This is a genomic window from Sphingomonas sp. GM_Shp_1 (assembly GCF_026540895.1).
Lineage (GTDB): Bacteria > Pseudomonadota > Alphaproteobacteria > Sphingomonadales > Sphingomonadaceae > Sphingomonas.
The window spans coordinates 1-23,739 of record NZ_JALNUR010000021.1 but is presented as its reverse complement, the minus strand read 5'-3'; the positions used below and the strand labels follow the sequence as shown (position 1 = coordinate 23,739).

General features: G+C 67.2%; 22 protein-coding genes. 10 read left to right on the top strand and 12 right to left on the bottom strand.

The window, feature by feature from the left end; genetic code table 11:
• The first annotated feature begins 124 nt into the window (after positions 1-124).
• Entirely contained in the window at positions 125-787 is a 663-nt protein-coding gene (gene pdeM, locus OXQ33_RS11730) for a ligase-associated DNA damage response endonuclease PdeM (RefSeq protein WP_267434873.1), read from the top strand.
• Between the two features lie 165 nt (positions 788-952).
• Here pdeM and msrA read toward each other — a convergent pair whose 3' ends face one another.
• The 4 genes from msrA to pabB form a co-directional block, all read right to left on the bottom strand.
• The gene (gene msrA / locus OXQ33_RS11725) at positions 953-1,624 is read right to left on the bottom strand and encodes a peptide-methionine (S)-S-oxide reductase MsrA (protein WP_267434872.1); all 672 of its coding nucleotides are present in this window, start codon (positions 1,622-1,624) and stop codon (positions 953-955) included.
• A gap of 158 nt (positions 1,625-1,782) precedes the next feature.
• A complete protein-coding gene (locus OXQ33_RS11720) occupies positions 1,783-1,920 on the bottom strand; it encodes a hypothetical protein (protein ID WP_267434871.1) in 138 nt (45 codons plus the stop codon).
• 242 nt (positions 1,921-2,162) lie between these two features.
• A complete protein-coding gene (locus tag OXQ33_RS11715; RefSeq protein WP_267434870.1) occupies positions 2,163-3,362 on the bottom strand; it encodes a pyridoxal phosphate-dependent aminotransferase in 1,200 nt (399 codons plus the stop codon).
• A gap of 54 nt (positions 3,363-3,416) precedes the next feature.
• Complete coding sequence (gene pabB / locus OXQ33_RS11710; RefSeq protein ID WP_267434869.1) at positions 3,417-5,165, bottom strand: aminodeoxychorismate synthase component I; 1,749 nt, start codon at positions 5,163-5,165, stop codon at positions 3,417-3,419.
• An 82-nt stretch (positions 5,166-5,247) separates the two neighbouring features.
• Between pabB and OXQ33_RS11705 the strand changes: the two genes are divergently transcribed.
• Positions 5,248-5,925, top strand: coding sequence for an MBL fold metallo-hydrolase (locus OXQ33_RS11705; protein ID WP_267434868.1), 678 nt, complete (start codon positions 5,248-5,250; stop codon positions 5,923-5,925).
• A gap of 153 nt (positions 5,926-6,078) precedes the next feature.
• Here the strand turns inward: OXQ33_RS11705 and OXQ33_RS11700 are convergent, their stop codons facing one another.
• Both OXQ33_RS11700 and OXQ33_RS11695 read right to left on the bottom strand, forming a co-directional pair.
• The gene (locus tag OXQ33_RS11700; protein WP_267434867.1) at positions 6,079-7,707 is read right to left on the bottom strand and encodes a M28 family metallopeptidase; all 1,629 of its coding nucleotides are present in this window, start codon (positions 7,705-7,707) and stop codon (positions 6,079-6,081) included.
• A complete protein-coding gene (locus OXQ33_RS11695; protein ID WP_267434917.1) occupies positions 7,704-8,141 on the bottom strand; it encodes an MAPEG family protein in 438 nt (145 codons plus the stop codon). Before OXQ33_RS11695 ends, OXQ33_RS11700 begins: the two co-directional genes overlap by 4 nt.
• Positions 8,142-8,347: 206 nt before the next feature.
• Here OXQ33_RS11695 and rpmF point away from each other — a divergent pair, with 206 nt between their 5' ends.
• The 5 genes from rpmF (at position 8,348) to OXQ33_RS11670 (ending at position 11,302) form a co-directional block, all read left to right on the top strand.
• On the top strand, positions 8,348-8,527 hold the full coding sequence (gene rpmF, locus OXQ33_RS11690) for a 50S ribosomal protein L32 (protein ID WP_042488281.1): 180 nt from the start codon (positions 8,348-8,350) through the stop codon (positions 8,525-8,527).
• Between the two features lie 39 nt (positions 8,528-8,566).
• Positions 8,567-9,595: a phosphate acyltransferase PlsX gene (gene plsX, locus OXQ33_RS11685; RefSeq protein WP_267434866.1), complete on the top strand. Its 1,029-nt coding sequence runs from the start codon at positions 8,567-8,569 to the stop codon at positions 9,593-9,595.
• Positions 9,592-10,560 carry a beta-ketoacyl-ACP synthase III gene (locus OXQ33_RS11680; RefSeq protein WP_267434865.1) on the top strand — a complete coding sequence of 323 codons (969 nt, stop codon included), beginning with the start codon at positions 9,592-9,594 and terminating at the stop codon, positions 10,558-10,560. The genes plsX and OXQ33_RS11680 overlap by 4 nt, the downstream gene beginning before the upstream one ends.
• A 90-nt stretch (positions 10,561-10,650) precedes the next feature.
• The gene (locus tag OXQ33_RS11675; RefSeq protein WP_267434864.1) at positions 10,651-10,950 is read left to right on the top strand and encodes an integration host factor subunit alpha; all 300 of its coding nucleotides are present in this window, start codon (positions 10,651-10,653) and stop codon (positions 10,948-10,950) included.
• Entirely contained in the window at positions 10,934-11,302 is a 369-nt protein-coding gene (locus OXQ33_RS11670; RefSeq protein WP_267434863.1) for a MerR family transcriptional regulator, read from the top strand. Before OXQ33_RS11675 ends, OXQ33_RS11670 begins: the two co-directional genes overlap by 17 nt.
• A 100-nt stretch (positions 11,303-11,402) precedes the next feature.
• Here OXQ33_RS11670 and OXQ33_RS11665 read toward each other — a convergent pair whose 3' ends face one another.
• The 5 genes from OXQ33_RS11665 to pheS all read right to left on the bottom strand — a co-directional run bounded on the left by OXQ33_RS11665 (position 11,403) and on the right by pheS (position 18,045).
• Positions 11,403-11,945, bottom strand: a complete 543-nt coding sequence (locus OXQ33_RS11665; RefSeq protein WP_267434862.1) for a hypothetical protein — start codon at positions 11,943-11,945, stop codon at positions 11,403-11,405.
• 37 nt (positions 11,946-11,982) lie between these two features.
• A complete protein-coding gene (locus OXQ33_RS11660; RefSeq protein ID WP_267434861.1) occupies positions 11,983-13,509 on the bottom strand; it encodes a peptide chain release factor 3 in 1,527 nt (508 codons plus the stop codon).
• A 228-nt stretch (positions 13,510-13,737) separates the two neighbouring features.
• The gene (locus OXQ33_RS11655; protein ID WP_267434860.1) at positions 13,738-14,619 is read right to left on the bottom strand and encodes an aldose 1-epimerase family protein; all 882 of its coding nucleotides are present in this window, start codon (positions 14,617-14,619) and stop codon (positions 13,738-13,740) included.
• Positions 14,612-16,975 (bottom strand): phenylalanine--tRNA ligase subunit beta, encoded by a 2,364-nt coding sequence (gene pheT / locus OXQ33_RS11650; protein WP_267434859.1) that lies wholly within the window; start codon positions 16,973-16,975, stop codon positions 14,612-14,614. The genes OXQ33_RS11655 and pheT overlap by 8 nt, the downstream gene beginning before the upstream one ends.
• Positions 16,972-18,045, bottom strand: a complete 1,074-nt coding sequence (gene pheS, locus OXQ33_RS11645; protein WP_267434916.1) for a phenylalanine--tRNA ligase subunit alpha — start codon at positions 18,043-18,045, stop codon at positions 16,972-16,974. The genes pheT and pheS overlap by 4 nt, the downstream gene beginning before the upstream one ends.
• Positions 18,046-18,315: 270 nt before the next feature.
• On the opposite strand from pheS, the gene OXQ33_RS11640 reads away from it, so the two are divergent.
• On the top strand, positions 18,316-19,461 hold the full coding sequence (locus OXQ33_RS11640) for a GGDEF domain-containing protein (RefSeq protein ID WP_267434858.1): 1,146 nt from the start codon (positions 18,316-18,318) through the stop codon (positions 19,459-19,461).
• 48 nt (positions 19,462-19,509) lie between these two features.
• Here the strand turns inward: OXQ33_RS11640 and OXQ33_RS11635 are convergent, their stop codons facing one another.
• Positions 19,510-20,721 (bottom strand): LL-diaminopimelate aminotransferase, encoded by a 1,212-nt coding sequence (locus tag OXQ33_RS11635; protein WP_267434857.1) that lies wholly within the window; start codon positions 20,719-20,721, stop codon positions 19,510-19,512.
• A gap of 120 nt (positions 20,722-20,841) precedes the next feature.
• Here OXQ33_RS11635 and phaC point away from each other — a divergent pair, with 120 nt between their 5' ends.
• Both phaC and OXQ33_RS11625 read left to right on the top strand, forming a co-directional pair.
• Complete coding sequence (gene phaC / locus OXQ33_RS11630) at positions 20,842-22,557, top strand: class I poly(R)-hydroxyalkanoic acid synthase (RefSeq protein WP_267434856.1); 1,716 nt, start codon at positions 20,842-20,844, stop codon at positions 22,555-22,557.
• An 85-nt stretch (positions 22,558-22,642) separates the two neighbouring features.
• Entirely contained in the window at positions 22,643-23,542 is a 900-nt protein-coding gene (locus tag OXQ33_RS11625) for a phasin family protein (protein WP_267434855.1), read from the top strand.
• Positions 23,543-23,739 lie beyond the last annotated feature (197 nt).

Sequence of the window (23,739 nt, the reverse complement as noted above, 5' to 3'; positions counted from 1 at the left end):
TCCGCCGGAACCCCCTGAGCCAAAAGGACGGCGCGCTTTACGCTTCTCCGTCCGGGAAGCAAGGGCTTTCCCATGCCCTGTGCAAACGCTTGATATTGCCGAGCGTCAAGCGCATGGACGGCAAATGGTTCCCTTTTCGTTCGGCGGGCAGGCGTTTCAGGCGCTGGCCGATGGCGCGCTGTTCTGGCCCGCGCGGGCCGCGCTACTGGTCGCGGACCTGCATCTGGAGAAGGCGAGCTGGTATGCCGGCGGCGGACAGATGCTGCCCCCGTACGACTCGCTCGCCACGTTGAGCGAGTTGACCGACATCGTGGCGCGGACCGGCGCGCGGCAGGTCTGGTGTCTGGGCGACAGCTTTCACGATGCGGACGGATGCGACCGCCTGCTGCCGGAGGCGCGGGCGATGCTGCTGGCGCTGACCGGGTCGACCGAGTGGACCTGGATCACCGGCAATCACGACCCTGTGCTGCGCGACCGATGCGGCGGCGCGGTGGTGGACGAAGCGTTGGTCGATGGACTGGTCCTGCGGCACGAGGCCGATCCGGCCGAGACGAGGCCCGAATTGTCGGGGCATTTCCACCCCAAGCTTCGCTTACGGGTGCGCGGCAAGCTGGTCGCGCGGCGTTGCTTCGTGGGGACGACGAACAAGCTGATCCTGCCCGCCTTCGGGGCGCTGACCGGCGGGCTGGATGTGGATCATCCCGCGCTGATCCAGGCGGTCGGGCGATCGGCAGAGGCGCTGGTCCCGGTGCGCGACCGGATGCTCCGCTTCCCCGTCGCCGCCTGAAGGGGGTCTCCCCCTATTCCTCCCCCGCAAGGGGGGTGGCAGGCCGCAGGCCTGACGGAGGGTGTCGCGGTCGGAGAGGTTTGCGAGCACTCGCAATCGGGGGACACCCCTCCACCAGCTTCGCTGGCCCCCCTCCCCTTACAGGGGAGGAATGGCGGCGATGCCCTATCCCGCCCGCGCCAGATCGGGAAAACCGGCGCGGAAGCCCGCCACCTTGGGTTTGTCCCAGCGCATGATGTAGGGATGCATCGGGTTGCGATCGTAGAAATTCTGATGATCCGCCTCGGCGGGGAAGAAGCCGCCCTGCTCGATCCGGGTGGTGATCGGCTTGCCAAAGGCATGGGCCCTGGTCAGTTGCGCGATATAGGCGCGGGCGACCCGTACCTGTTCGGGCGACTGGGCGAAGACGGCGGAGCGATAGCTTGGTCCGCGATCGGGGCCCTGGCCACCGACCTGGGTCGGGTCATGCGCGATCGCGAAATAGACGCGCAGCAGCGTGGCGTAGGAGACTTGCGCGGGGTCGTAGGTGATCCTCACGGCTTCGGCATGGCCCGTCCGCTCGGTCGAGACGGCGCCGTAATTGGCATCCTCGCGACGGCCACCGGCATAGCCCGCCGTCACCGCGCGCACGCCCTTCACCCGCTCGAACACCGCTTCCATGCCCCAGAAGCAACCGCCCGCCAGCACCGCCGTCTGGCTGCGACCGGCGACGGGGACGTCCAGTGCGGCCTTGGGCAGCGGAACGGCGCGTTCCGCTTGTGCGGGGAGAGAGGACAGCGCTACCGCTCCGAAGGCGGTCGCGGCAAGGGCGATGCAGAGGGGAGTGCGCATCGCCATGATATGGGGTGGGTTTTCGGGTTCAACTAGGGGCGGGCGTTGAAGCGTGGGCTTCGACTTCGCTCAGCCCGAACGGCTGTTGTAGAGGAGTATTCCAAACCTCCGTTCCGCCTGAGCGAAGTCGAAGGCCATGGGAATCACCCCCGCCGGGAGCCCCCTTAGCGAACCGCCTCGACCGGCGCGCTGGTGTAGCGGCTGGGCGCCTCACCCGGATGAAGCATCACGAGACCCAAGGCGCCAAGCGCAAATCCGCCGGCGAACTGCCATACGAAGCTGGACTTGAGGAGGGCACGCATTCGTCTTCACCTGTCTTGATGGGTCACCCCCGGATGGGCGGCGATCTTCCGGGCGCGATGTGGTCGATCGATGCCGTTCCGACAATGGCGTTTATAGAAACACAGCATTAACGGCACGTGGACGTGTCGTTCATGCCACAGTTAAGCCATATTGCTGCGGCGCACGCCGCCCCATGGAAAAAGCTGGCCGATCCCGCGAGTTGCGCGGACCGACCGGCTTTCGCAGCGCAATAGAGCGACCCTTATTTCAACGCGGCGCAGGCCGTCTGGATGCGGGTGCAGGCCTCGCGAAGCAGCGAATCCGAGGTCGCATAGCTGATTCGCATCGCGGGCGAGAGGCCGAACGCCGCCCCCTGCACCGCCGCGACCTTCGCATCGTCGAGCAGATAGCCGACGAACGCCTCGTCGCTGTCGATCAACCGGCCCGAGGGCGTGGTCTTGCCGATCAGCGGCGCAAAGGACGGATAGACATAGAAGGCGCCCTCCGGCGTCGGGCAGGTCATGCCCTCGATTGCGTTCAGCATCGACACCACCATGTCGCGCCGTGCCTGGAAGGCCAGGTTGCGCTCGGCCAAAAAGCTCTGGTCGCCGGTCAGCGCCGCCGTCGCTGCCGCCTGCGCGATCGAACAGGGGTTGGAGGTCGACTGCGACTGGAGCTTGGCGATCGCCTTGATCAGCCAGGGCGCACCGCCCGCATAGCCGATGCGCCAGCCGGTCATGGCATAGGCCTTGGAACAGCCGTTCACCGTCAGCGTGCGCTCGTACAGCTCGGGGCAGACCTGCGCGATGGTCGCGAAGCGGAAGCCGTCATAGACGATATGCTCGTACATATCGTCGGCGAAGACCCAGACATGCGGGTGCTTGAGGATCACCTCGCCCAGCGCCTTCAACTCGTCGGCGGTATAGCCCGCCCCCGTCGGGTTGGACGGCGAGTTGAGGATTACCCACTTGGTCTTGGGCGTGATCGCCGCGTCGAGCGCCTCGGGGGTCAGCTTGTACCCCTGTTCCGGGCCCGCCTTCACGATCACCGGCACGCCGCCCGCGAACTGGACGACATCGGGATAGCTGACCCAATAGGGCGCGGGAATCACCACCTCGTCGCCCGCATCGATCGTCGCGACCATCGCGTTGAACAGGGTGTGCTTGCCGCCGACATTCACGCTGATCTGATCGGCCTTGTAGGTCAGGCCGTTGTCGCGCGCGAACTTTTCCGCGATCGCCGCCTTCAGCTCGGGCGTGCCGTCGACATTGGTGTATTTGGTCTTGCCGTCACGGATCGCCTGGATCGCCGCCTCTTTGACGAATTCGGGCGTGTCGAAGTCCGGCTCCCCCGCGCCCAGGCCGATCACGTCGACACCGGCCCGCTTCAGCTCCATCACGCGGCTGGTGATGGCGAGCGTGGGGGACGGGCTGATACGACCGAGCGCGGCGGAGGGCTGCATGAAACGAAACCTTTGCGTCAGGGATTTGCGGGGGCGCCTTAGCCCTTCCTCGCATCAATCCGCAACCATCTCCGCACGAAACAATCCGCGAAGCGCATTGCCAAGCAAGAATCCGTCTCGAAGGTCGGCGCGGGTCAACCGCCCCTCCACCGCCTGCCCCGTCTCGATCAAATGGCCGCGCAGCACGCCGGGGAGGAGCCCTTCGCTCAAGGGCGGCGTCACCAGCCGGTCGCCGCGCCGCACGAACAGCGAGGTATAGCTGCCCTCGGTCAGGCTACCATCGGGCGTCTCGAACAGGATTTCGGGCGTGCCCGCCGCCCGGCGCGCGGCATCGTAAAAGCCCCGCGCGCTGGTCTTGTGGCGCAGGCGCAGGTCTTGGGAAGAGACGGGCAGTGGCACGACCCGCACCGGCACCACCCCCTCGAACGGCACCGGGGCGGGGCCCACCTCGACCACCAAGGCGCCGCCGGGGGCGAGGAGCAGGCGGATGCGGCGGACGTCGCGTAGGCGGAAGGTTGCCGCCTGCAACTCGTTGCGCGCGTCATGCCGGTTGAAGGTGAAGCCCAGCGCCGCCGCGCTCGCCTTCATCCGGGCGAGATGCGCCTCCAGATGCTGGATACCCTCGACCGGATCGAAGGCCATGGTTTCGATCAGGTCGAACGCGGGCTGCCCGCCGGACAGGAAGGCCGCCTTGGCCAGGCACTCGTCCCACTCCGCCGCCGCGACCGAGTCGGCGACCACGCCGGAACCGATCCCCAGCGTCACTCGGGCGCCGCCTTCGGGCCAGGTCAGCGTGCGGATCGCGACGTTGAACATCGCGTCGCCATCCGCATCCAGCCGCCCGATCGCACCGGTATAGAGGCCGCGCGGCGAGTCCTCGATCCCGGCGATCGCCTGCATGGCGCGGATCTTGGGCGCGCCGGTGATCGATCCGCAGGGGAACAGCGCGGCGAGGACGTCCACCGCATCGCGCCCCTCGGCCAGGTCGGCGGTGACGGTCGACACCATCTGGTGCACCGTCGGATAGGGTTCGACCGCAAAAAGCTCGGGCACCGCGACGCTGCCCGCCCGGGCGACGCGCGACAGGTCGTTGCGCATCAGGTCGACGATCATCAGATTCTCGGCGCGCTGCTTCGGGTCGTCGCGCAGGGTCGCCGCCGCGCGCGCATCGGCGGCGGGATCGGCCTCGCGCCGCGCGGTGCCCTTCATCGGCCGCGCAGTGAGGCGACCATCCTCCAGCGCGAAGAACATCTCGGGCGACAGCGACAGGATCGTCGCCTCCCCGGTCGCCACCACGGCGCCCCAGCCCGCACGCGACCGGGCACGCAGCCCCGCATAGAGCGCCAGCGGATCGCCGACGACCGGCGCGGTCGCGCGAAAGGACAGATTGACCTGGTAAAGATCGCCCGCCGCGATCAGCCGCTGCACCTCGGCGAATTGCGCCGCATGGCGCGCCTCGTCCCATTCGGGCTCCAGCGCGCCGATCCACGCCCCCGCCGGATCGGGCAGCGCCGCCTCGACCGACAGGCTGCGCCAGCCCTCGAACAGGCCGAACCACAGAAGCGGCCCGTCGATCGCAGGCGCGGACACACCGGGTTCCAGCGCCGCCCCGGCCTCATAGGCGATCATCCCGGCGGCATGGAGGCCCCGCGCGCGCGCCTGTCGCAGCTTTTCCAGTGCGGGCGCGACCTCCTGCGGCGCATGCGCGACGACGATCTCGACCGGCGCGGTATAGAGCCGCGCCGCCGCTCCTCCGTCACGGGCGTCGTCGAGCAGCACGAAAGGGGCATCGAGGCGCAGCATGGCGTCCGATCCATGCACGGCCCTTCCCCGCACATGCAAGTATCGATTGGCCGCGACTGTCCCAGTCTCTATCCCGGACGCCATGACCGATGCTTCCCAGACCACGCCCCCGCTCCGCGCCGCGATCGTGCCCGTCACCCCGCTCCAGCAGAATTGCTCGATCGTCTGGTGCACCGCGACGATGAAGGCCGCGGTGGTCGATCCCGGCGGCGACCTGCCCCGCATCCACGACGCCCTCGCCAAGACCGGGGTGACGGTGGAGAAAATCCTGCTCACCCATGGCCATATCGACCATGCGGGCGGGGCGAAGGCGCTGTCCGATTCGCTCGGCATCCCGGTCGAGGGGCCGCAGGAGGAGGATCGCTTCTGGCTCGCGCGGCTGGACGAGGACGGCCAGGCCTATGGCATCCCCGCTCAGGTGCTGGAGCCGACCCGCTGGCTATCCGAAGGCGACACGGTGACGATCGGCGACCTGACCCTGGATGTGTACGAGACGCCGGGGCATACGCGCGGGCATGTCATCTTCCACCACGCGCCGTCTAAGTTCGCGCTGGTCGGCGACGTGCTGTTCCAGGGATCGATCGGACGGTCGGACATGGCGGGCGGGGATCATGACACGCTGATCCGCTCGATCGTCGAGAAGCTCTGGCCGCTGGGGAACGAGACGGCGTTCATTCCGGGGCACGGCCAGCCCAGCACCTTTGGGCATGAGCGACAGAGCAACGCGTTCGTGGCGGATCGGGTGCTGGGATTGGGGTGAGGGTTTCGCGTGGGCTTCGACTTCGCTCAGCCTGAACGGCTGGTGGGATAGGGGTTCCCCAAACCCCGTTCAGCCTGAGCCCTTCGGCTGGCTGGCAAGCCAGCCGCTCAGGATAAACTCGGCGCAAAGCGCCGAGGTCGAAGGCTAAGGGAATCACCGCCGTTCCGCAGCGCTCTCCCCCCGAATCGCCTTGAACTCCGACCCCTCACGCCATTCCGGCCAATCGCGCCCATCGGCCAGGTCCCGCCCGATCCGGTAGAACAACCCGACATCCGCCGCCGCCCCGCGCAAATCCCAATTCGCGTCCCAGGCGTCGCAGGTCTGGTGATAGCAGCGCATATAGGCGTCGAGCCATTTCTGCCCTGCGGCCCGCCCGCCCGCGACCAGATCGGGCGCCCCGCTGATCGCCATCAGCAGCAAGGTCGGCACGCCCCGCCGCGCGACCGAGAAATGGTCCGCGCGGTAGAACAGCCCGCGCTCGGGCAAAGCCTCGGGCGTCACCACCCGCCCTTGCGCGGCGGCGGCGGCCTTGAGCCGGTCCTCCAGATCGTTCTGGCCATCGCCGACCAGCATCACGTCCTTCGACGGCCCGGCCGTCTGGAGAATGTCAAGCGTCAGGTTGGCGACCGTCTTGCCGAGCGGATAGACCGGCTTCACCGCATAGGTCTCCGACCCCAGCAGCCCGCGCTCTTCGCCGGTCCAGAGCGCGAAGACCAGGCTGCGGTCGGTCGGCGGAGCGGCCTTGAACGCCCGGGCCAACTCCAGCACGCCCGCCACGCCCAGCGCATCGTCATTGGCGCCGGGGCGGATCGTCCGTCCTTCCGCATCCGGCTTGCCCCGGCCATAGGCGTCCCAATGCGCGCCGAACATCACCACCTCGTCGGGGTGCGTCTTGCCGGGGAGTTTCGCCAGCACGTTGCGGCTCTCGGCACGCACGGTCGTCACGGGCAGATCGGCGGAGAAGATTTGCCCCTTCAACGCCACGGGGCGAAAATCGGCACGGCGCGCGGCCTTGCGCTGCTGGGCCAGGTCCAGCCCGGCGGCGGTGAACAGCGTCGCCGCCGCATCGCCCGACAGCCAGCCTTGCAGAAGGACGCGCGAACGCGGGTCGGCACGGACGATATCGTAATTCTCGCCCGCCGGCGCCGTCACCGTCGCCCAGCCATAGCCCGCGCCGGGCGTGTCATGAACGATCAGCGCGCCGATCGCGCCGCGCCGCGCGGCTTCCTCATACTTATAGGTCCAGCGGCCATAATAGGTCATGCGGCGGTCGCCGAACCTGCCCTTGGCATCGTCGCCCGCCACCGCCTCGAAATCGGGATCGTTGACCAGGAAGACGGCAATCTTGCCCTTCAGGTCGACGCCCTTGAAATCGTCCCAGCCGCGCTCGGGCGCATGGACGCCGTAGCCGACAAACACCATCGGGGCATGCTCGATCACGACATGGTCCACGGGCCGCACGGTCGAGACATAGATCTGGTCGCCCTGCGTCATCTTCATGATGCCCGCACGAATCGCTCCCTGCCCGACCTGGGTCCGAATCAGTGGCACGGCTTGGGTCCACTGCCCGTCCGGGCCGCCGGGTTGCAGCCCCATCGCCTTGAACTGGGCGACCAGCCAGTCGACCGTCTTCGCCTCGCCGGGCGTGCCGGGGGCGCGTCCCGCGAAGCTGTCGGAGGCGAGGGTCTTCACATCGTCCGACAGGCGCTGCGGCGAGATGGGATCGGGGGCGGCGGCGGTCAGCGCGATGGCGGCCATGCCGATGAGGGGAAAACGAATCATCGCTGGTCGATCCTTATGACGGTGGTGGCGCTAATGGGCGCGACATGGCTGGTATAGACGATCCCGATCGCCCAGCCCGCCAACAGCGCCAGGATCGCCCAGGTTCCCATCGCACCCCCAGCGCGCCCGATATTGGGCGCGGGCCGCATCATGCCCCAGCCATGGCCGATCCGCGCGATGATGAATGCGCCGCCCAGCACCCACAGCCAGAAGGACGATCCCCCCGCCAGCTCGATCAGCGCCATCAGGATCAGGACGAAGGGCGCATACTCGACGAAATTGGCCTGCGCGCGCATTCCGCTGGCCAGTCGCGAATCACCGCCATCGCCCAGCAGGACCTTGCCCCGCACCCGCCCGACGACGATTCGCAGGGCGAGCCACAGATTGACCAGGGCGGCCGCCGCCGCGATGCTGAGCGTGACGGGCAAGACCATAAGTGCCGCATTCTCCGTATATTGAACCTGAACACCGCCTGCCATTCCGTGGCAAAGCTTGCAACATCGGCAAAACTCGCTATAGGCGCGGGGCTTCGCGATGCGTCCGGCTGGGTGCTCACGCGGCCGGGTCCTTCGATCCGGGCGCGCAATGGGTGCTGACCGTGGCGTATTCCACCCATTGTTCGAATTGATAAGGTGCCGCAATGGCCGTCCCCAAGAGAAAGACTTCGCCCTCCAAGCGCGGCATGCGCCGTGGCCACGACTCGCTGACCGTCGCGGCATTCCAAGAATGCCCGAACTGCGGCGAGCTGAAGCGTCCGCACAATCTGTGCACCGCTTGCGGCCATTATAACGGCCGTGAGGTCGTGTCGGTCGAGGGCTGATCCCTCCATCCGTCAACGGAATGACCGTTAGAGGAACGCATGGCCGATAACGCCTGGATCGCCGTCGATGCGATGGGCGGCGACGACGGGCTGGCCGTGATGCTGGCCGGTGTCGCCAGAGCGCGACGCCGTTTCGAGGGCATGCGCTTCCTGCTGGTCGGGGACGAGGCACAGATTGCGGAGGGGTTGAAGACCCATCCCAATCTGTCCGCCGCGTCCGAAATCGTGCACGCGCCCGAAGTGGTCGGCTCCAGCGAGAAGCCGAGCCAGGCAATCCGGCGCGCCCGCACGACATCGATGGGCATCGCCATCGACTTGGTGAAGCGGGGACGCGCCGCCGCCGCCGTATCGTCGGGCAATACCGGCGCACTGATGGCGATGGCCAAACTGTCCCTGCGCACCCTGCCCGGCATCGACCGGCCCGCGCTCGCCGCGCCGCTTCCCACGCTGGGCGACAATGACGTCGTCATGCTCGACCTGGGTGCCAACACCGAGTGCGATGCGCGCAACCTCGTGCAATTCGCGGTGATGGGCGCGGCCTATGCCCGCATCCTGCTCGAACTCGACAATCCGCGCGTCGCGCTGCTCAACATCGGGTCCGAGGACCAGAAGGGCACCGACGAGATTCGCGACGCCGCCGCCGTGCTGCGCGGGCAGAGCCATCTGCCGCTGAACTTCACCGGGTTCATCGAGGGCAATCAGCTCGCGCGCGGCGAAGTCGACGTCATCGTGTGCGACGGCTTTGCGGGCAATATCGCGCTCAAGACCGCCGAGGGCACCGCGCGATTCGTCGGCGACCTGTTGAAGCGCGCCTTCCGCTCCTCGACCCGGTCGAAGATCGGCTTCCTGATCTCGCGCCCCGCCACGGAATTGCTGCGCGATCACCTCGACCCCAACAACCATAATGGCGCGGTTTTCCTGGGCCTGAAGGGCGTGGTGGTGAAGAGCCATGGCGGCGCGACCGAACTGGGCGTCGCCACCGCGATCGGCAACGCGGCCAAGATGGTGCGTGCCGACCTGACCCGGCGTATTGCCGAGGATCTCCTGAATTTCGAGGATGCCGCATGATTCGTTCGATCGTCACGGGTACGGGTTCGGCGCTTCCAACCCGGCGGGTGTCGAACGAGGAACTGGCGCAGGAGGTGGATACGTCCGACGAGTGGATCGTCGAGCGCACCGGCATCCGTTTCCGCCACATTGCGGGCCCCGAGGAAACGACCGCCACGCTGGCCGCCGACGCCGCCAAGGCCGCGATCGCGGCGGCGGGCCTGTCGGCGCAGGATATCGACCTGATCGTGCTGGCGACCGCCACCCCGGACCAGACCTTTCCTGCCACCGCGACCAAGGTCCAGACGATGCTGGGCATCGACGACTGCGTGGCGTTCGATGTCGCGGCGGTCTGCTCGGGCTTTCTCTATGCCGTGCAGGTCGCCGACGCGATGCTGCGCTCGGGTGTGCAGCGGCGCGCGCTGGTCATCGGTGCCGAGACCTTCAGCCGGATCCTCGACTGGGAGGATCGCACCACCTGCGTCCTGTTCGGCGACGGAGCGGGGGCGATGGTGCTAGAGGCCCGCGAGAGCGCCGATGAAGGCGGACGCGGAATCCTGACGACCAAGCTCCATGCCGATGGGCGCCACAACGGCCTGCTCTATGTCGATGGCGGCCCTTCGACCACCGGCACGGTCGGCAAGCTCCGCATGAAGGGTCGCGAAGTGTTTCGCCATGCCGTCGTCAATCTGGCGCAGGTGATGGAAGAAGCGCTGCAACTGGCCGGGCTGTCCGCCGCCGATGTCGACTGGGTCGTGCCGCATCAGGCCAATGCCCGTATCCTGGATGCCACCGCGCGCAAGCTGAGTCTTCCCGCCGAGAAAGTCATCGTGACGGTCGATCGCCATGCCAATACCTCGGCGGCTTCAGTTCCTTTGGCGCTGGACACGGCGGTTCGGGACGGGCGCATCCGGGAAAATGATCTGATCGTTTTGGAGGCAATGGGTGGCGGCTTCACTTGGGGAGCGGCAGTAATCCGCTTCTAGGCAATCGATTTTCATTAACCAAGATAAATCCCTTTCGGTCCCAATAGTCGATGTGTTAATCGGCTCTTTGCAAACCATTGGGGGATGGACATGACCAAAGCTGGAACTCTGACACGCGCCGACTTGGCGGAATCGCTGCATCATGAGGTGGGCCTGTCCCGCTCCGATTCGGCGGACGTGGTCGAGCAGATCCTCGTCGAGATGTGCGAGGCCCTGGCGCGGGGTGAGAACGTCAAGATTTCCGGCTTTGGCACCTTCGTGCTGCGCGACAAGGGGGAGCGGATCGGCCGCAATCCCAAGACCGGGATCGAGGTGCCCATCGCACCCCGCCGTGTCTTGACCTTCCGCGCGAGCCAGATGATGCGCGATCGTATTGTCGCGGCGGGATAGGCCAGAGCGTCCCATCGAAGGCGGCAAGTCCGATGGTGCCCTGCGCACCATCGGCGAGGTTGCGCGGGAAACCGGCGTGGCGCAGCATGTGCTACGCTATTGGGAAAGCCGTTTCCCGCAGCTTCGTCCGGTGCAGCGGGCGGGCAACCGGCGCTATTACCGCGCCGAAGACCTGACCCTGATTCGCCGCATCGATCACCTGCTCAACCAGCAGGCCTATACCATACGCGGCGTCCAACAACTGTTGGACAACGAGGCGCGGGCGAAAGACGATCCTGCGACCATGTTGCGCAACATCCGCGATTCGCTGGTCGAGGCGCTGGCCTGGGACGATCGGGCGGAACGGCGATAGGGCGGCGCGTGGCCTTCGACTTCGCTCAGGCGGAACGGCTGTGTGGAGCGGGTCCGGGCCTCAAACCCCGTTCAGTCGAAAGCTAGGCTGCAATCCCGCCTCAAGGGTGCTGAATCACCCCGCCCTGCGCGCCCAGCAGCAGATCCCGGCAAGCCCGGTTATAGGCATGGGCGCGCCACCAGAACCAACCGCCATTGCCGACGCCCCAGGCCGCGACGCCCAGCGCCGCCCAGGGCACCCCGCGTGCCGCCCGGCCACCGCGCGCGGCGATCCGACCGGCGGCCAGCCCGCCCTTGCCGATCCGCCGTGCGGTCTTGGCCAGCTTTCCCGCCGCGCGCGCCTGCGACAACAGGCCCGATCCGCCACGCAGATCGCCCAGGATCGCGGCCGGGCCGACAAAGCCCTTCAGCTTGGCCGCGATCTCCTGCGCCTCGATGGCCGCACCGGGCTCCAGCTGGCGCCGCTGCGCGCCGGTCAGGCCGTAAGCATCGGCGATCTGGTCGATCGTTTCGGCCAGGCTTTCGGTGCCGATGGTCAGCGCCTTCGCCCCGGCCTTCAGCGCGCGCCGGCGAATCAGCTTCTCATTGGCATCAAAAATGGCTTCGATCGCGGGGCGGTCCATGGTCAGTCCCTGTTCGGTCATGACCGTTGAAGCCCCGAAACGGCCCTCGGGTTCCGCCTTATCGCTCGCGCGTGGCGAGGAAGCGGACCTTGGGATAGCGATCGGCGACATAGCCGACTTCCCAGGCGCTCTTGGCGAGGAAGACGGGGTTGTCGTCGCGGTCCTTGGCCATGGCCGAGCGGTTCAGGTCCATGAACGCCTTCAGGTCGGCGGGATCGTCCGCCGCGATCCAGCGCGCGGTGTCGAACGGCGCGGGCTCCAGCCCCGCCGCAACCTTATACTCGGCATCCAGCCGCGACAGCAGCACGTCGAGCTGGAGTTGCCCGACAACGCCGATGATCCAGTTCGACCCGATCTCCGGATAGAAGACCTGGGTCACCCCCTCCTCGGCCATGTCGTCCAAGGCTTTCCGAAGCTGCTTGGTCTTGGTCGGGTCCTTCAGCGCGACGCGGCGCAGGATTTCGGGCGCGAAATTGGGCAGGCCGGTGAAGCGGACATCCGCCCGCTCCGACAGCGTATCGCCGACCCGGAGCGTGCCGTGATTGGGGATGCCGATGATGTCGCCCGGAAACGCCTCGTCCGCGACTTCGCGATTCTGCGCGAAGAACAGGATCGGCGAGTGGACCGCGATCGGCTTGCCATGGCCCGTGGGGGTCAGCTTCATGCCGCGCTTGAAGGTGCCCGAGCACAGCCGCATGAACGCGATCCGGTCGCGATGCTGCGGGTCCATATTCGCCTGCACCTTGAAGACGAAGCCGGTGACTTCCTTGTTCTCCGGCGACACCGGCGCGGGCTCGGCGGGCTGGGGCCGGGGCGGCGGCGCATGGCGGCTGAGCGCGTCGATCAGCTCGGCGACCCCGAAATCCTTCAGCGCGGAGCCGAAATAGACCGGCGTCAAATCGCCGTTGCGATAGGCCTCGCCATCGAACGCGGCGTACCCCGCCTGGGCCAGTTCGACCTCTTCGGCGATCTCGGCGGGCAGCGTCGGATCGGCGTCGACCTTGCCCAGAAAGGCGCGGCTGTCGCCTTCGGGACGGCTGACCTTGCCGGTAGTCAGGTCGAGAATCCCCTCGAACAGCCCGCCCATGCCGACCGGCCAGCTCATCGGAGCGACGTCGAGCGCCAATATGTCGGCGATCTCGTCGAGCAACTCGAAGGGTGGCCGCCCCTCGCGATCCACCTTGTTGACGAAGGTGATGATCGGCACCGAGCGCAGGCGGCACACTTCGAACAGCTTGCGCGTCTGCGCCTCGATACCACGCGCCGCGTCGATGACCATGACGGCCGAGTCGACCGCGGTCAGGGTGCGATAGGTATCTTCCGAGAAATCCTCGTGGCCCGGCGTGTCGAGCAGGTTGAAGGTCACGCCGTCCTTTTCGAAGGTCATCACCGAGGAGGTGACCGAGATGCCGCGCTGCTGCTCGATCTTCATCCAGTCCGACCGGGCGCGCCGGTTCTGGCCCCGCGCCTTGACCTCGCCCGCCAGGTGAATCGCGCCGCCGAAGTACAACAGCTTTTCGGTCAGCGTCGTCTTGCCGGCGTCAGGGTGCGAGATGATCGCGAAGGTACGGCGGGGGGAAGTCATGGGCGGCTCTGTCGAATAGGGAAATGGGGCGTCCGGGCGCCCGAGATGCGTAGCCTGTTACAGCAAATTGTGGCACAAGACAGGCCCCGCTTTGCACGCGCCATTCGGGCCAGACCGCTCCCCTTCCCTTCAGGGGAGGGGCCGGGGGTGGGGCATCACCGCAAACGGGACGCTGATGGATAGGCCCCACCCCAACCCCTCCCCTGAAGGGGAGGGGCTTTTAGAAGGTTACCCCGCCAACGTCACCGTCATCTGCATCACCTTCTCGCCCCCGACCGGCACGACGAACACGCCGGGCTTGTCGACAAACTCGCCGTCAAAGCCTTCCGGATCGGCGATGCCGTGCCAGGGCTCGACACAGACATAGGCCGCGCCGGGCTTGGTCCAGATGCCGAGCTTGGGCGTGTCGGGGAAGGCGATGCGCAATTGCGGTGCACCCTCGGCACCATAAGTCAGCGCCTGACTCTCGACCGGGTCCCAGACCAGCGCGTCCTCGGTGAACAAATCGTCCGCCAGATGGAGCACCCGCCCGTCGAGCGGGCTGTCGCGGCGCGCCTCGGCGATCAGGCCATCGGGCGTGATCTTGCGCAGCCGGGTGGGCTCGTCCTTCTCGAAGACGATGCGATGGTCGGCGCGGCGCTCGCCGTAAGGCAGCGGCCAGGCAAAGGCAGGGTGGAAGCCGAAGCTGGCAGGCATCGGCACCTCGCCCCGGTTGAGGACGCGGATTTCCATCACCAGCGTCGCCTCTTCCAGCCGGAACTCCGCCTCCAGCCGGAAGGCGAAGGGATAGGAGGTCCGGGTCTTCTCGCTATCGCCCAGCGAAAAGACGGCGCGGGTGGCTTCGTGCGTCACCAGCTCGAAGGTCGAGTGGCGGGCAAAGCCGTGCTTGGCCATCGGATAATGCTGGCCGTTCAGGCGGATGCCGTCGCGGGTCACGCCGATCACCGGGAAGAGCAAGGGCGCGCGGCCGGTCCAGAAGGCCGGGTCCGCGTTCGTCATCAACTCCCGGCCAGCTGCGTCCTTCAACGAGGACAGCTCCGCGCCGAACGGGTTGATCGCCGCCGACAGATGGTCGTTGGCGATGTGGACCCAATTCTCTTCGTTAGCCACGAAGTTGCGCTCCCTGCTTGGCGGCCGCCGCGACGATTCTGTCGGCGATGGCCTTGAGTTCCTCGTCGGTGAAGCTCTTCTGCGCCGGTTGCAGCAGGATTTCGACCGCGACCGACTTGTGCCCGTCGGGCACGCCCTGCCCGGCGAACACGTCGAACACGCGCGCGGCGGTGATCGCGGCCTTGTCGGCACCGCGCACCGCACGGATCAGTTGGTCGGCCGCCAAGCTGTCGGGCACCAGGAAGGCGAAGTCGCGGCGCACCGATTGCAGCGCGGGCGGCGTATAGGCCGGGCGCATGAAGCCCGTCGCCCGCTTGGGCGGGATGGCGTCGAGATACAGTTCGACCGCCGCCACCGCGCCATCCAAGTCAAATGCCTTGAGGACCGAGGGGTGGACCATGCCGAACGCCGCCAGCACCGTCTTCGGCCCCAGCCGCAGCGTCCCCGACTGGCCGGGATGCCAGGCGTCGCCCGCCTCGCCCATCACCTGCAAGTTATCCACAGGTGCTCCCGCTTGCGCGAGCAGTGCGATCGCCTCGGCCTTGGCGTCGTATGCGTCAAAGCCTTGCGCCTTGCCCGAGCGCCAGTTGCGTTGGAGCTTGTCGCCCGCCAGCACCACGCCCAGGGTCGGCCGCTCGGCCTCTTCCAGATAGCGACGGCCGATCTCGAACAGGCGGACCGAGGTCGCGCCACGCTTGATGTTGCGCTCGGTCGCGGCGAGCAGGCCGGGGAGGAGCGAGGGCCGCATGACCTTCAGATCCTCGCTGATCGGGTTGGCCAGGGTGAAGGCCCCGCCACCGAAGGGCGCGGCCTGTGCCTCGCTGATGAAGCTCCACGTCACCGCTTCGTCCAGACCGCGCGCGGCGGCGGCGCGGCGGGCGCGACGCTCCAGCTTCTGCTGCGGCGTGGCGGTGGGACGCGCGACGCCGGGGGCGCGGGGCAGCGCGACCGGGGGGACATGGTCGATCCCCTCGATACGGATCACTTCCTCGACCAGATCGGCGGGGCCGTCGATGTCGCGCCGCCAGCTGGGGGCCGTCACCTGCCAGTCGGCGGTGACGGTGAAGCCGAGCGACTCGAGGATCGCCTTCTGTCGCTCGGGTGCGATGGCGAGGCCGCCCAGCGTCTCGGCAAGGTTGGGATCATAGGCGATGGTCTTCGCCACCACCGGCGGCTGGCCCGCGCGGGTCACGCCGCTGGCCGTGCCGCCGCAATATTCGAGGACCAGGAAGGTCGCGATGGCGAGGCCGTCGTCGAGGAAGGCCGGGTCCACCCCGCGCTCGAACCGGGTGCGCGCGTCGGAGGTCAGTCCAAGCTTCTGGCCGGTCCGCGCAATCGCTTCGGGCGCGAAATAGGCGCATTCGATGATGACGTCGGTGGTCGTCTCCGACACGCCCGAATGCTCGCCGCCCATGATGCCGCCGATATCTTGCACGCCCGCCTCGTCGGCGATGACGGTCATGCCCTCCGACAGGGTATAGGTCTTGCCGTTGAGCGCCTCGACCGTCTCGCCTTCGCGCGCCTTGCGAGCGACCAGGCCGCCCGACAGCTTGGCCTTGTCATAGACGTGCAAGGGTCGGCCGAGATCGACCGTCATGTAATTGGTGATGTCGACCAGCGCCGAAATCGGCTTCTGCCCGATCGCGGTCAGCCGCCGGCGCATCCATTCCGGTGCCTCGCCATTGGTCAGACCCGACACGGCTTGCGCGTAGAAGGCCGGACAACCCTCCGCATCCTCGATCCGCACATCGGGGCCGGGCCCCTCGCCCGCCACCTGCGGCACGGTCGGCGCGATCAGCGTCCCCAGGCCAGCGGCGGCCAGATCGCGCGCGATGCCGTGGACGCCCATGCAGTCCTGCCGGTTCGGCGTGATCGACACGTCGATGACCGGATCGTTGAGCCCGGCATAGTCCGGGAAAGAGGTGCCGACGACCGCATCCTCGGGCAGTTCGATGATGCCGTCATGGCCCTCGCCGATCTGCAACTCGCGCGCCGAGCACATCATGCCGTTCGACTCGACGCCGCGAATGGCGGCGACCTTCAACGTCACGTCGAGGCCGGGGACATAGGCCCCCGGCGCGCCGAACACGCCGACCAGCCCGGCGCGGGCATTGGGTGCGCCGCACACGACCTGCATCGGGCCGTCACCGGCATCGACGCTGAGGACCTGGAGCTTGTCGGCCTGCGGATGCCGCTCCGCCGACAGGATGCGCGCGACGCGGAACGAGGACAGCGCCTCGCCCGGATTGTGCACGCCCTCGACCTCCAGGCCGATGCGGGTCAGCCCCTCGACAATGGCGTCGAGCGAAGCGTCGGTGTCCAGATGGCTCTTCAGCCAGCCCAGGGTGAACTTCATGCGCCGACTCCTCCCGACAAGGTGGGTACGTCGAGGCTCGCGAACCCGTAATGCTTCAACCAGCGGATATCGCCGTCGAAAAAGGCGCGCAGATCGTCCATCCCATATTTCAGCATGGCGAGGCGGTCGATGCCGCAGCCGAAGGCAAAGCCCTGCCACTCATTGGGGTCGAGCCCGCAGGCCTCGATGACCTTGGGGTGGACCATGCCGGAGCCGAGAACCTCCATCCAGCCGCCACCCGAGCCGCCGATGACGCGCTTGCCCTTCTCGATAGTGTAACCGACATCGACCTCCGCCGAGGGTTCGGTGAAGGGGAAATAGCTGGGGCGCAGGCGCAGCACGATGTCGTCGCGCTCGAAGAACGCCTTCAGAAAGGTCTCCAGCGTCCATTTCAGATGGCCGAGCGTGATGCCCTTGTCGATCACCAGCCCCTCGACCTGATGGAACATCGGCGTGTGGGTCGCATCCGAGTCGGAGCGATAGGTGCGGCCCGGCGCGATGATGCGGATCGGCGGCTTCTGGTCCAGCATCGTGCGGATCTGCACCGGCGAGGTGTGGGTACGCAGCACGCGGCGCACGGTACGCTCGCCGCCCGGCTCGACCCCCGCCAGATAGAAGGTGTCGTGCATCGCCCGCGCCGGATGCGTCTCCGGGATGTTGAGCGCGGTGAAGTTGTGCCAGTCGGTCTCGACCTCCGGCCCTGTCGCGACCGCGAAGCCCAGATCGGCGAAGATCTCGGCCAGCTCGTCCATCACCTGGCTGACGGGGTGGACGGTGCCGAAGCCACTGGTCTCGACCGGCAGGGTCATGTCCAGCCGCTCGGAGGCGAGCCGGGCGTCGAGCGCCGCCTGTTCCAGTGCAGCCTTGCGGGTGGCCAGCGCCTCGGTCACCGCCTCGCGCAGACCATGGATGCGCGGCCCCTCGACCTGGCGTTCCTCGGGGCTCATCTTGCCCAGCGTCTTCAATAGCTGGGTGATGCGGCCCTGCTTGCCCAGCGCATCGACGCGCACCGTCTCCAGCGCGTCCAGCGCGGGCGCGGCGGCGATGGCGGTCAGCAGATGCTCGCGCATATGGTCTAGTTCGTTGCTCACTCTTCACTCCGTCGGCCGCGTGATCCGCCCCAATGGGGGTGAACCGGGCCGGTTTGCGGGATTGCCCCCGCCGTAGCGGTTAGGAGCGGCCGGGATCAATCCTTCTGACGGTCGCCCATGCCGGACGGATGACGAAACCGTCGCGGTCGCGGTAAAAAATCATACCTCTAGCGAAACAAAAGGGTAACCTATCGTCTATTAGGGCGAGCGCGTGTCGGCCGGGGGGCTTGGACACGAGCGGGGGCCGGAATGATCATTTTGGATATCGCCAGCCTTCAGGTGGTGGCGGCACTGGGCAGCATCCTGTCCGGACTGATCCATTTCTTTCCGGGCATGGTCAGCCGTGATCCGGGGCGCTGGCCCTATTGGTGGGGATCGGGCAAGATCCTGATCGGCGTGACCAATGCCGCCGGCCTGTGCTTCGACGGCACCCGGCTTTCCATGCCCGAGCGGATCACCGATCTCTTCCTGCTGGTCGGCCTGTGCCTGTGCGTGACCAGCCTGTCGATCTTTGCGCGACGGCGTTTGCCATCGGCTCTGATGGTTCTCTTGGCGGGCATGTTGACGTTCAGCGTGTTGCTGTTGCTGCTCGGCGATCGCGACCTGCGATTGCCGCTGGTCGTCCTGGGCGGCACGCGCACGGTGTTCAATTTCGCCGCCGCCTGGCTGCTGATCGGCATCGCACGCACCGAAAGACTGCGCACCGCCTGGGTCATGGGCCTGTTGTTCGCCGGATCGGTGCCGCTGTTCCTGGCGCGAACCGCTTTGCTGCTGGTGTCGTGGAGCGACCCGAGCTGGGGAGCGACCGCGCAGTGGACCGCCGACTGGAGCGTCGGAATCGCGATCATCCTGGTTTCGCTCAGCCATTTCGCGCTGCTGCTGATCGATGCGGAGCGGGTACAGCGCTCGCTGGGCGAGCAGGCCGGGCGGGATCACCTGACCGGGGCGCTCAACCGGTTCGGGATGGGACGGATCGAGTCGGAGCTTCGCGGCATGGTGACGCTGCTGCTGATCGATATCGACCGGTTCAAGGCGCTGAACGATGGACAGGGTCATGCGGCGGGCGACGCGGCGCTGCGGATGCTGGCCGATCTGGCGCAGCGCGAAATGGGAACGGGCGGGACTTTGGTGCGGATCGGGGGCGACGAATTCCTCTGCATCCTGCCCGATCAGGATGAGGCGACGGCGCGCTCGATCGCGACCCGGCTGGCGCATCGTTTCGATCAGGCGATGGTCGCCCTGACCACGGGGCCCGGCCATCCGTCACTCAGCATCGGCCTGTCGCACGGGCGCGTCCATGGCGATCTCGGCGCGTTGATCGAACAGGCCGACGCGGCGATGTACGCGATCAAGCGCGTTCGCCATGCGGGCCGCCCGGCCGCCCATGCGGCGTGACCGGGCCGGTGACGGCGGCGGAGCCTCGCCCTGCCGCCGCCGCGTGGCTTATACCGCCTTGGCCGAGCCCGGCGTGTTGACGCCCATCGACTGGAGGTAACGCTTGATGTTGCGCGCCGCCTGGCGAAGCCGCTGTTCGTTCTCGACCAGCGCGATGCGGACGAAGCCCTCGCCATTCTCGCCGTAACCGACGCCCGGCGCGACCGCGACCTTGGCCTCGGTCAGCAACTGCTTGGAAAACTCCAGGCTCCCCAGATGCGCCAGAGCGGGGGGCAGCGGAGCCCAGGCGAACATCGAGGCCTTGGGGCTGGGAATATCCCACCCCGCCCGGCCGAAGCTCTCGACCAGCACGTCGCGGCGCTTGTGATAGAGTTGGCGGTTCTTCTCGACGATGTCCTGCGGCCCGTTGAGAGCCGCACAGGCCGCCGCCTGGATCGGGGTGAAGGCGCCGTAGTCGAGATAGGACTTCACCCGCGTCATCGCCGCGATCAGCTTCCGGTTGCCCACCGCGAAGCCGATCCGCCAGCCCGCCATCGAATAGGTCTTGGACAGCGAGGTGAACTCGACCGCGACGTCCTTGCCGCCCTTGACCTGGAGGATCGAGGGCGTCGGGTTGCCGTCATAATAAAGCTCGGAATAAGCCAGGTCGCTCAGCACCCACAGCTCATGCTTCTTCGCGAACGCCACGAGTCGCTCGTAGAACGCCAGGTCCACCGTCTCGGCGGTCGGGTTGGACGGATAGTTGACCACCAGCACCGAGGGACGCGGCACGGTGAAGTGCATCGCCCGCTCCAGGCTCTCGAAATAGGCCTCGTCCGGCGTGGTCGGCACCGCGCGGATGGTCGCGCCCGCGATGATGAAGCCGAAGGTGTGGATCGGATAGGAGGGGTTCGGCGCCAGGATCACGTCGCCGGGCGCAGTGATCGCGGTCGCCAGCGACGCCAGCCCTTCCTTCGACCCCATGGTCACGACCACCTCGGTCTCGGGATCGAGATCGACACCGAAGCGGCGGCCATAATAGTTCGCCTGAGCGCGGCGCAGGCCCGGAATCCCCTTGGACTGGGAATAGCCGTGCGCGTCGGGCTTCTGGATCACCTCGATCAGCTTTTCGAGGACGTGGGGCGGCGGAGGCAGGTCGGGATTGCCCATGCCCAGATCGATGATGTCCTCGCCGCCCGCGCGCGCCGCTGCCCGCATCGCGTTGACTTCGGCGATGACATAGGGCGGCAGGCGCTTGATGCGGTAGAACTCTTCGGACATGGGTCCCTCTGTGTAACGATATGGGACCCGGACCTTAGCGTCTTTCGTTTGCCAACGCGACCCGACATGACGGCGCAATATCCTGACGCTAACATGGCCTGAAAAGCACGAGAGGATGTTATGACGGCCCGCCCCGCGACCGCCCCGACCCTGCCCACGCTGGAGGAGTTGCAACACTGGACCTGGGTGATGGGCCGGGCGCAGCAGATGATGATGGAGGCCGCGCTGTCGCCCCCGCCCGAAGGGGTGCCGGTGGTGCCGGGCTTCAACGATCCCGCCACGATGGAGCGGGTCCGCGATTTCTGGTCCGATTCGATGAAGCTGTGGCAGCGCTTCGTCGACCCCGCCGCCGAGCCGAGCGCGCCCCCCAGGCCCGATCGCCGGTTCAAGGCCGAGCAATGGCAATCACCGCTCTTCGACTGGATCCGGCAGAGCTATCAGGTCATCTCCGACCATATGCTGCGCGGCGTCGATGCGCTGGAGGGGGTGGACCCCAAGCAGAAGGAGCAGATCCGCTTCGCCGCGCAGGCCTTTGTCGATGCGATGAGCCCGACCAACTTTCCCGCGACCAACCCGGAGGTGCTCGACAAGATCGTCGAGACGCGCGGCGAGAATCTGCTCAAGGGCCTTCAGAACATGCTCGCCGATCTGGGGCGCGGGCAGCTGACGCACAGCGATTCGCGTGCGTTCGAGGTCGGGCGCAACCTCGCCGCGACGCCCGGCAAGGTGGTGAAGCGGACCGACCTTTACGAGCTGATCCACTACACCCCCACCACCGAACGGGTGGCAGCGGTGCCGATCGTCATCTTTCCGCCCTGGATCAACCGCTTCTACATCCTCGACCTCGCGCCCGAGAAGAGCCTGATCAAATGGCTGGTCGATCAGGGATTCAGCGTCTTCATGGTGTCGTGGAAGTCCGCCGACGCGACGATGAAGGACGTGATCTGGGACGATTATGTCACCGCGCAGGTCGATGCGGTCGACACGGTGCGTGATCTGCTGTCGGTCGAGTCGGTCCACACCGTCGGTTACTGCGTCGCGGGGACGACGCTGGCCGCCACGCTCGCCCTGTTGTCCGCCAAGGGAGACGCCGCCAAGGTCGCCAGCGCCACCTTCTTCACCGCGCAGGTCGATTTCTCGAAGGCGGGCGAGCTGCTCCACTTCGTCGATGACGAACAGCTCAAGATGATCGCCGCGCTGTCGCCCGAGGGATATCTCGACGGGCGCTATCTGGCGATGACCTTCAACCTGTTGCGCGGGCGCGACCTGATCTGGAACTACGTCACCAACAACTATCTGTTGGGGCGCGATTATGTGCCGTTCGACCTGCTCCACTGGAATAGCGACGTCACCAACCTGCCCGCCAAATGGCACCTCAGCTATCTGACCGACCTGTACCGCGACAATCGGTTGATGACGCCGGGCGCGATGGCGGTGGCGGGCGTGCCGCTCGACCTGACGAAGGTCGCCACTCCCGCCTATGTCCAGGCGGGGCGCGAGGATCATATCGCCCCGCCCGAAAGCGTGTGGAAGATCACCGAGGCCTTTGCCGGACCGCTCCGCTTCGTGCTGGCGGGATCGGGCCATATCGCGGGCGTGGTGAATCCGCCTGCTGCGGGCAAATATCAATATTGGACCAACGACACGCCCGCCGCGACGCTGGCCGACTTCGTCGCGGGCGCGAAGGAGACGAAGGGCAGCTGGTGGCCCGACTGGGCGAACTGGCTGCGCGAACGCGATGCCGCCACGGTCGCCGTCACGGGCGCGCGCATACCCGGCCAAGGCGTATTGCCCGCCCTGGACGACGCCCCGGGACGCTATGTCCGACAACGCTGATGGCTGATATGCTGCACTGCACAATGGACTTGATTTGAAGGCCCCGAATCGCTATTGTGCAGCGCAACAAATCGGGAGAGCGCCGTTGGATAAGACCAAGCCGACCGTTACCGCTGGCAAGCCGGCGGCCAAACCGCGTCGCGCGACCAAGCCGGTCGCCGCCAAGACGCTGCCCGGCCTCCCCTCCGATCCCACTCTGGCCGCCAAGCCGCTGGCTGTCGAAGCACCCGCTTCCGCCAGCCCGGGCCTGCCGCTGAGCCAGCCGACCAAGGTCGAGCCGGTGGCCGAAAAGCCCGCCGCGCAGGTGGTGGCGAAGGTCGCGCAGCCCGCCCCGGCGGTGCCCAAGCCCGTAAAGGCCGCCGCACCGAAGCCGCCCGTACCGAAACCGGTGGCCGCAACGCCCGCGCCGCAAGCCGAACCGATCGAGGCGCCCGAGCCCGCTCCGGCCCCAGCGCCGGTGGCCGAGGCCCCGAAAATTTCTTCCCCGACCGCCGCGGTTTCGGCGGACTCAAAGCCCAAGGATATCATCATGGAAGCCACGAGCACCATCGAGAACGCCGCCCAGGATACCGCCGCCAAGACCCAGGCCTTTTTCGGCGACGCCCAGGCCCGCACCCAGGCCACCATGGAGAAGAGCGCCAAGCTGTTCGAAGACATGATCGCCTTCAACAAGGGCAATCTGGAAGCCGTCGTCGAATCGTCGAAGATCGCCGCCAAGGGCGCCGAGACGCTGGGCCAGGGTGCGGCGGACTATGCCAAGCGCTCGTTCGAGACCGCGACCCAGACGCTGCAGACGCTGTCGTCGGTCAAGTCGCCGACCGAATTCCTGAAGCTCCAGTCGGACTTCGCCCGCTCGGCCTTCGACTCGATGGTCGCCGAGACCTCGCGCTCGACCGAGCATCTGATGAAGCTGGCCGGCGAAGTCGCCCAGCCGCTGAGCAACCGCTTCGCGGTCGCCGCCGAGAAGATGAAGACCGTCGCGTAATTCGCTGACGGGGTCCTTCACGGGACAGGAAGGGGGCGGTCACTTCGGTGGCCGCCCTTTTTCGTGGGTTGAGGCGGTTCGGCGGGTGCGTCGGCTGCGGCCTGCCCTCCCCCATCCCGTCCCGCAGGCGGGAGGGGAGCGGCAAGAACAGAGGATTCGATCCATCCGCGAGGCTGATCCTTGGCACGCCCCTCCCG

What these genes read in the sequence shown, in the direction of transcription:
- pheT (WP_267434859.1), bottom strand. Translation starts at nt 16,975, where the DNA reads ATGAAGTTCACCCTGGGCTGGCTGAAGAGCCATCTGGACACCGACGCT.
- OXQ33_RS11675 (WP_267434864.1), top strand. Translation starts at nt 10,651, where the DNA reads ATGACCAAAGCTGGAACTCTGACACGCGCCGACTTGGCGGAATCGCTG.
- OXQ33_RS11700 (WP_267434867.1), bottom strand. Translation starts at nt 7,707, where the DNA reads ATGATTCGTTTTCCCCTCATCGGCATGGCCGCCATCGCGCTGACCGCC.
- OXQ33_RS11640 (WP_267434858.1), top strand. Translation starts at nt 18,316, where the DNA reads ATGATCATTTTGGATATCGCCAGCCTTCAGGTGGTGGCGGCACTGGGC.
- pheS (WP_267434916.1), bottom strand. Translation starts at nt 18,045, where the DNA reads ATGCGCGAGCATCTGCTGACCGCCATCGCCGCCGCGCCCGCGCTGGAC.
- plsX (WP_267434866.1), top strand. Translation starts at nt 8,567, where the DNA reads ATGGCCGATAACGCCTGGATCGCCGTCGATGCGATGGGCGGCGACGAC.
- OXQ33_RS11705 (WP_267434868.1), top strand. Translation starts at nt 5,248, where the DNA reads ATGACCGATGCTTCCCAGACCACGCCCCCGCTCCGCGCCGCGATCGTG.
- OXQ33_RS11715 (WP_267434870.1), bottom strand. Translation starts at nt 3,362, where the DNA reads ATGCAGCCCTCCGCCGCGCTCGGTCGTATCAGCCCGTCCCCCACGCTC.
- OXQ33_RS11695 (WP_267434917.1), bottom strand. Translation starts at nt 8,141, where the DNA reads ATGGTCTTGCCCGTCACGCTCAGCATCGCGGCGGCGGCCGCCCTGGTC.
- OXQ33_RS11680 (WP_267434865.1), top strand. Translation starts at nt 9,592, where the DNA reads ATGATTCGTTCGATCGTCACGGGTACGGGTTCGGCGCTTCCAACCCGG.
- pdeM (WP_267434873.1), top strand. Translation starts at nt 125, where the DNA reads ATGGTTCCCTTTTCGTTCGGCGGGCAGGCGTTTCAGGCGCTGGCCGAT.
- OXQ33_RS11665 (WP_267434862.1), bottom strand. Translation starts at nt 11,945, where the DNA reads ATGACCGAACAGGGACTGACCATGGACCGCCCCGCGATCGAAGCCATT.
- OXQ33_RS11660 (WP_267434861.1), bottom strand. Translation starts at nt 13,509, where the DNA reads ATGACTTCCCCCCGCCGTACCTTCGCGATCATCTCGCACCCTGACGCC.
- msrA (WP_267434872.1), bottom strand. Translation starts at nt 1,624, where the DNA reads ATGGCGATGCGCACTCCCCTCTGCATCGCCCTTGCCGCGACCGCCTTC.
- rpmF (WP_042488281.1), top strand. Translation starts at nt 8,348, where the DNA reads ATGGCCGTCCCCAAGAGAAAGACTTCGCCCTCCAAGCGCGGCATGCGC.
- OXQ33_RS11720 (WP_267434871.1), bottom strand. Translation starts at nt 1,920, where the DNA reads ATGCGTGCCCTCCTCAAGTCCAGCTTCGTATGGCAGTTCGCCGGCGGA.
- pabB (WP_267434869.1), bottom strand. Translation starts at nt 5,165, where the DNA reads ATGCTGCGCCTCGATGCCCCTTTCGTGCTGCTCGACGACGCCCGTGAC.
- phaC (WP_267434856.1), top strand. Translation starts at nt 20,842, where the DNA reads ATGACGGCCCGCCCCGCGACCGCCCCGACCCTGCCCACGCTGGAGGAG.
- OXQ33_RS11635 (WP_267434857.1), bottom strand. Translation starts at nt 20,721, where the DNA reads ATGTCCGAAGAGTTCTACCGCATCAAGCGCCTGCCGCCCTATGTCATC.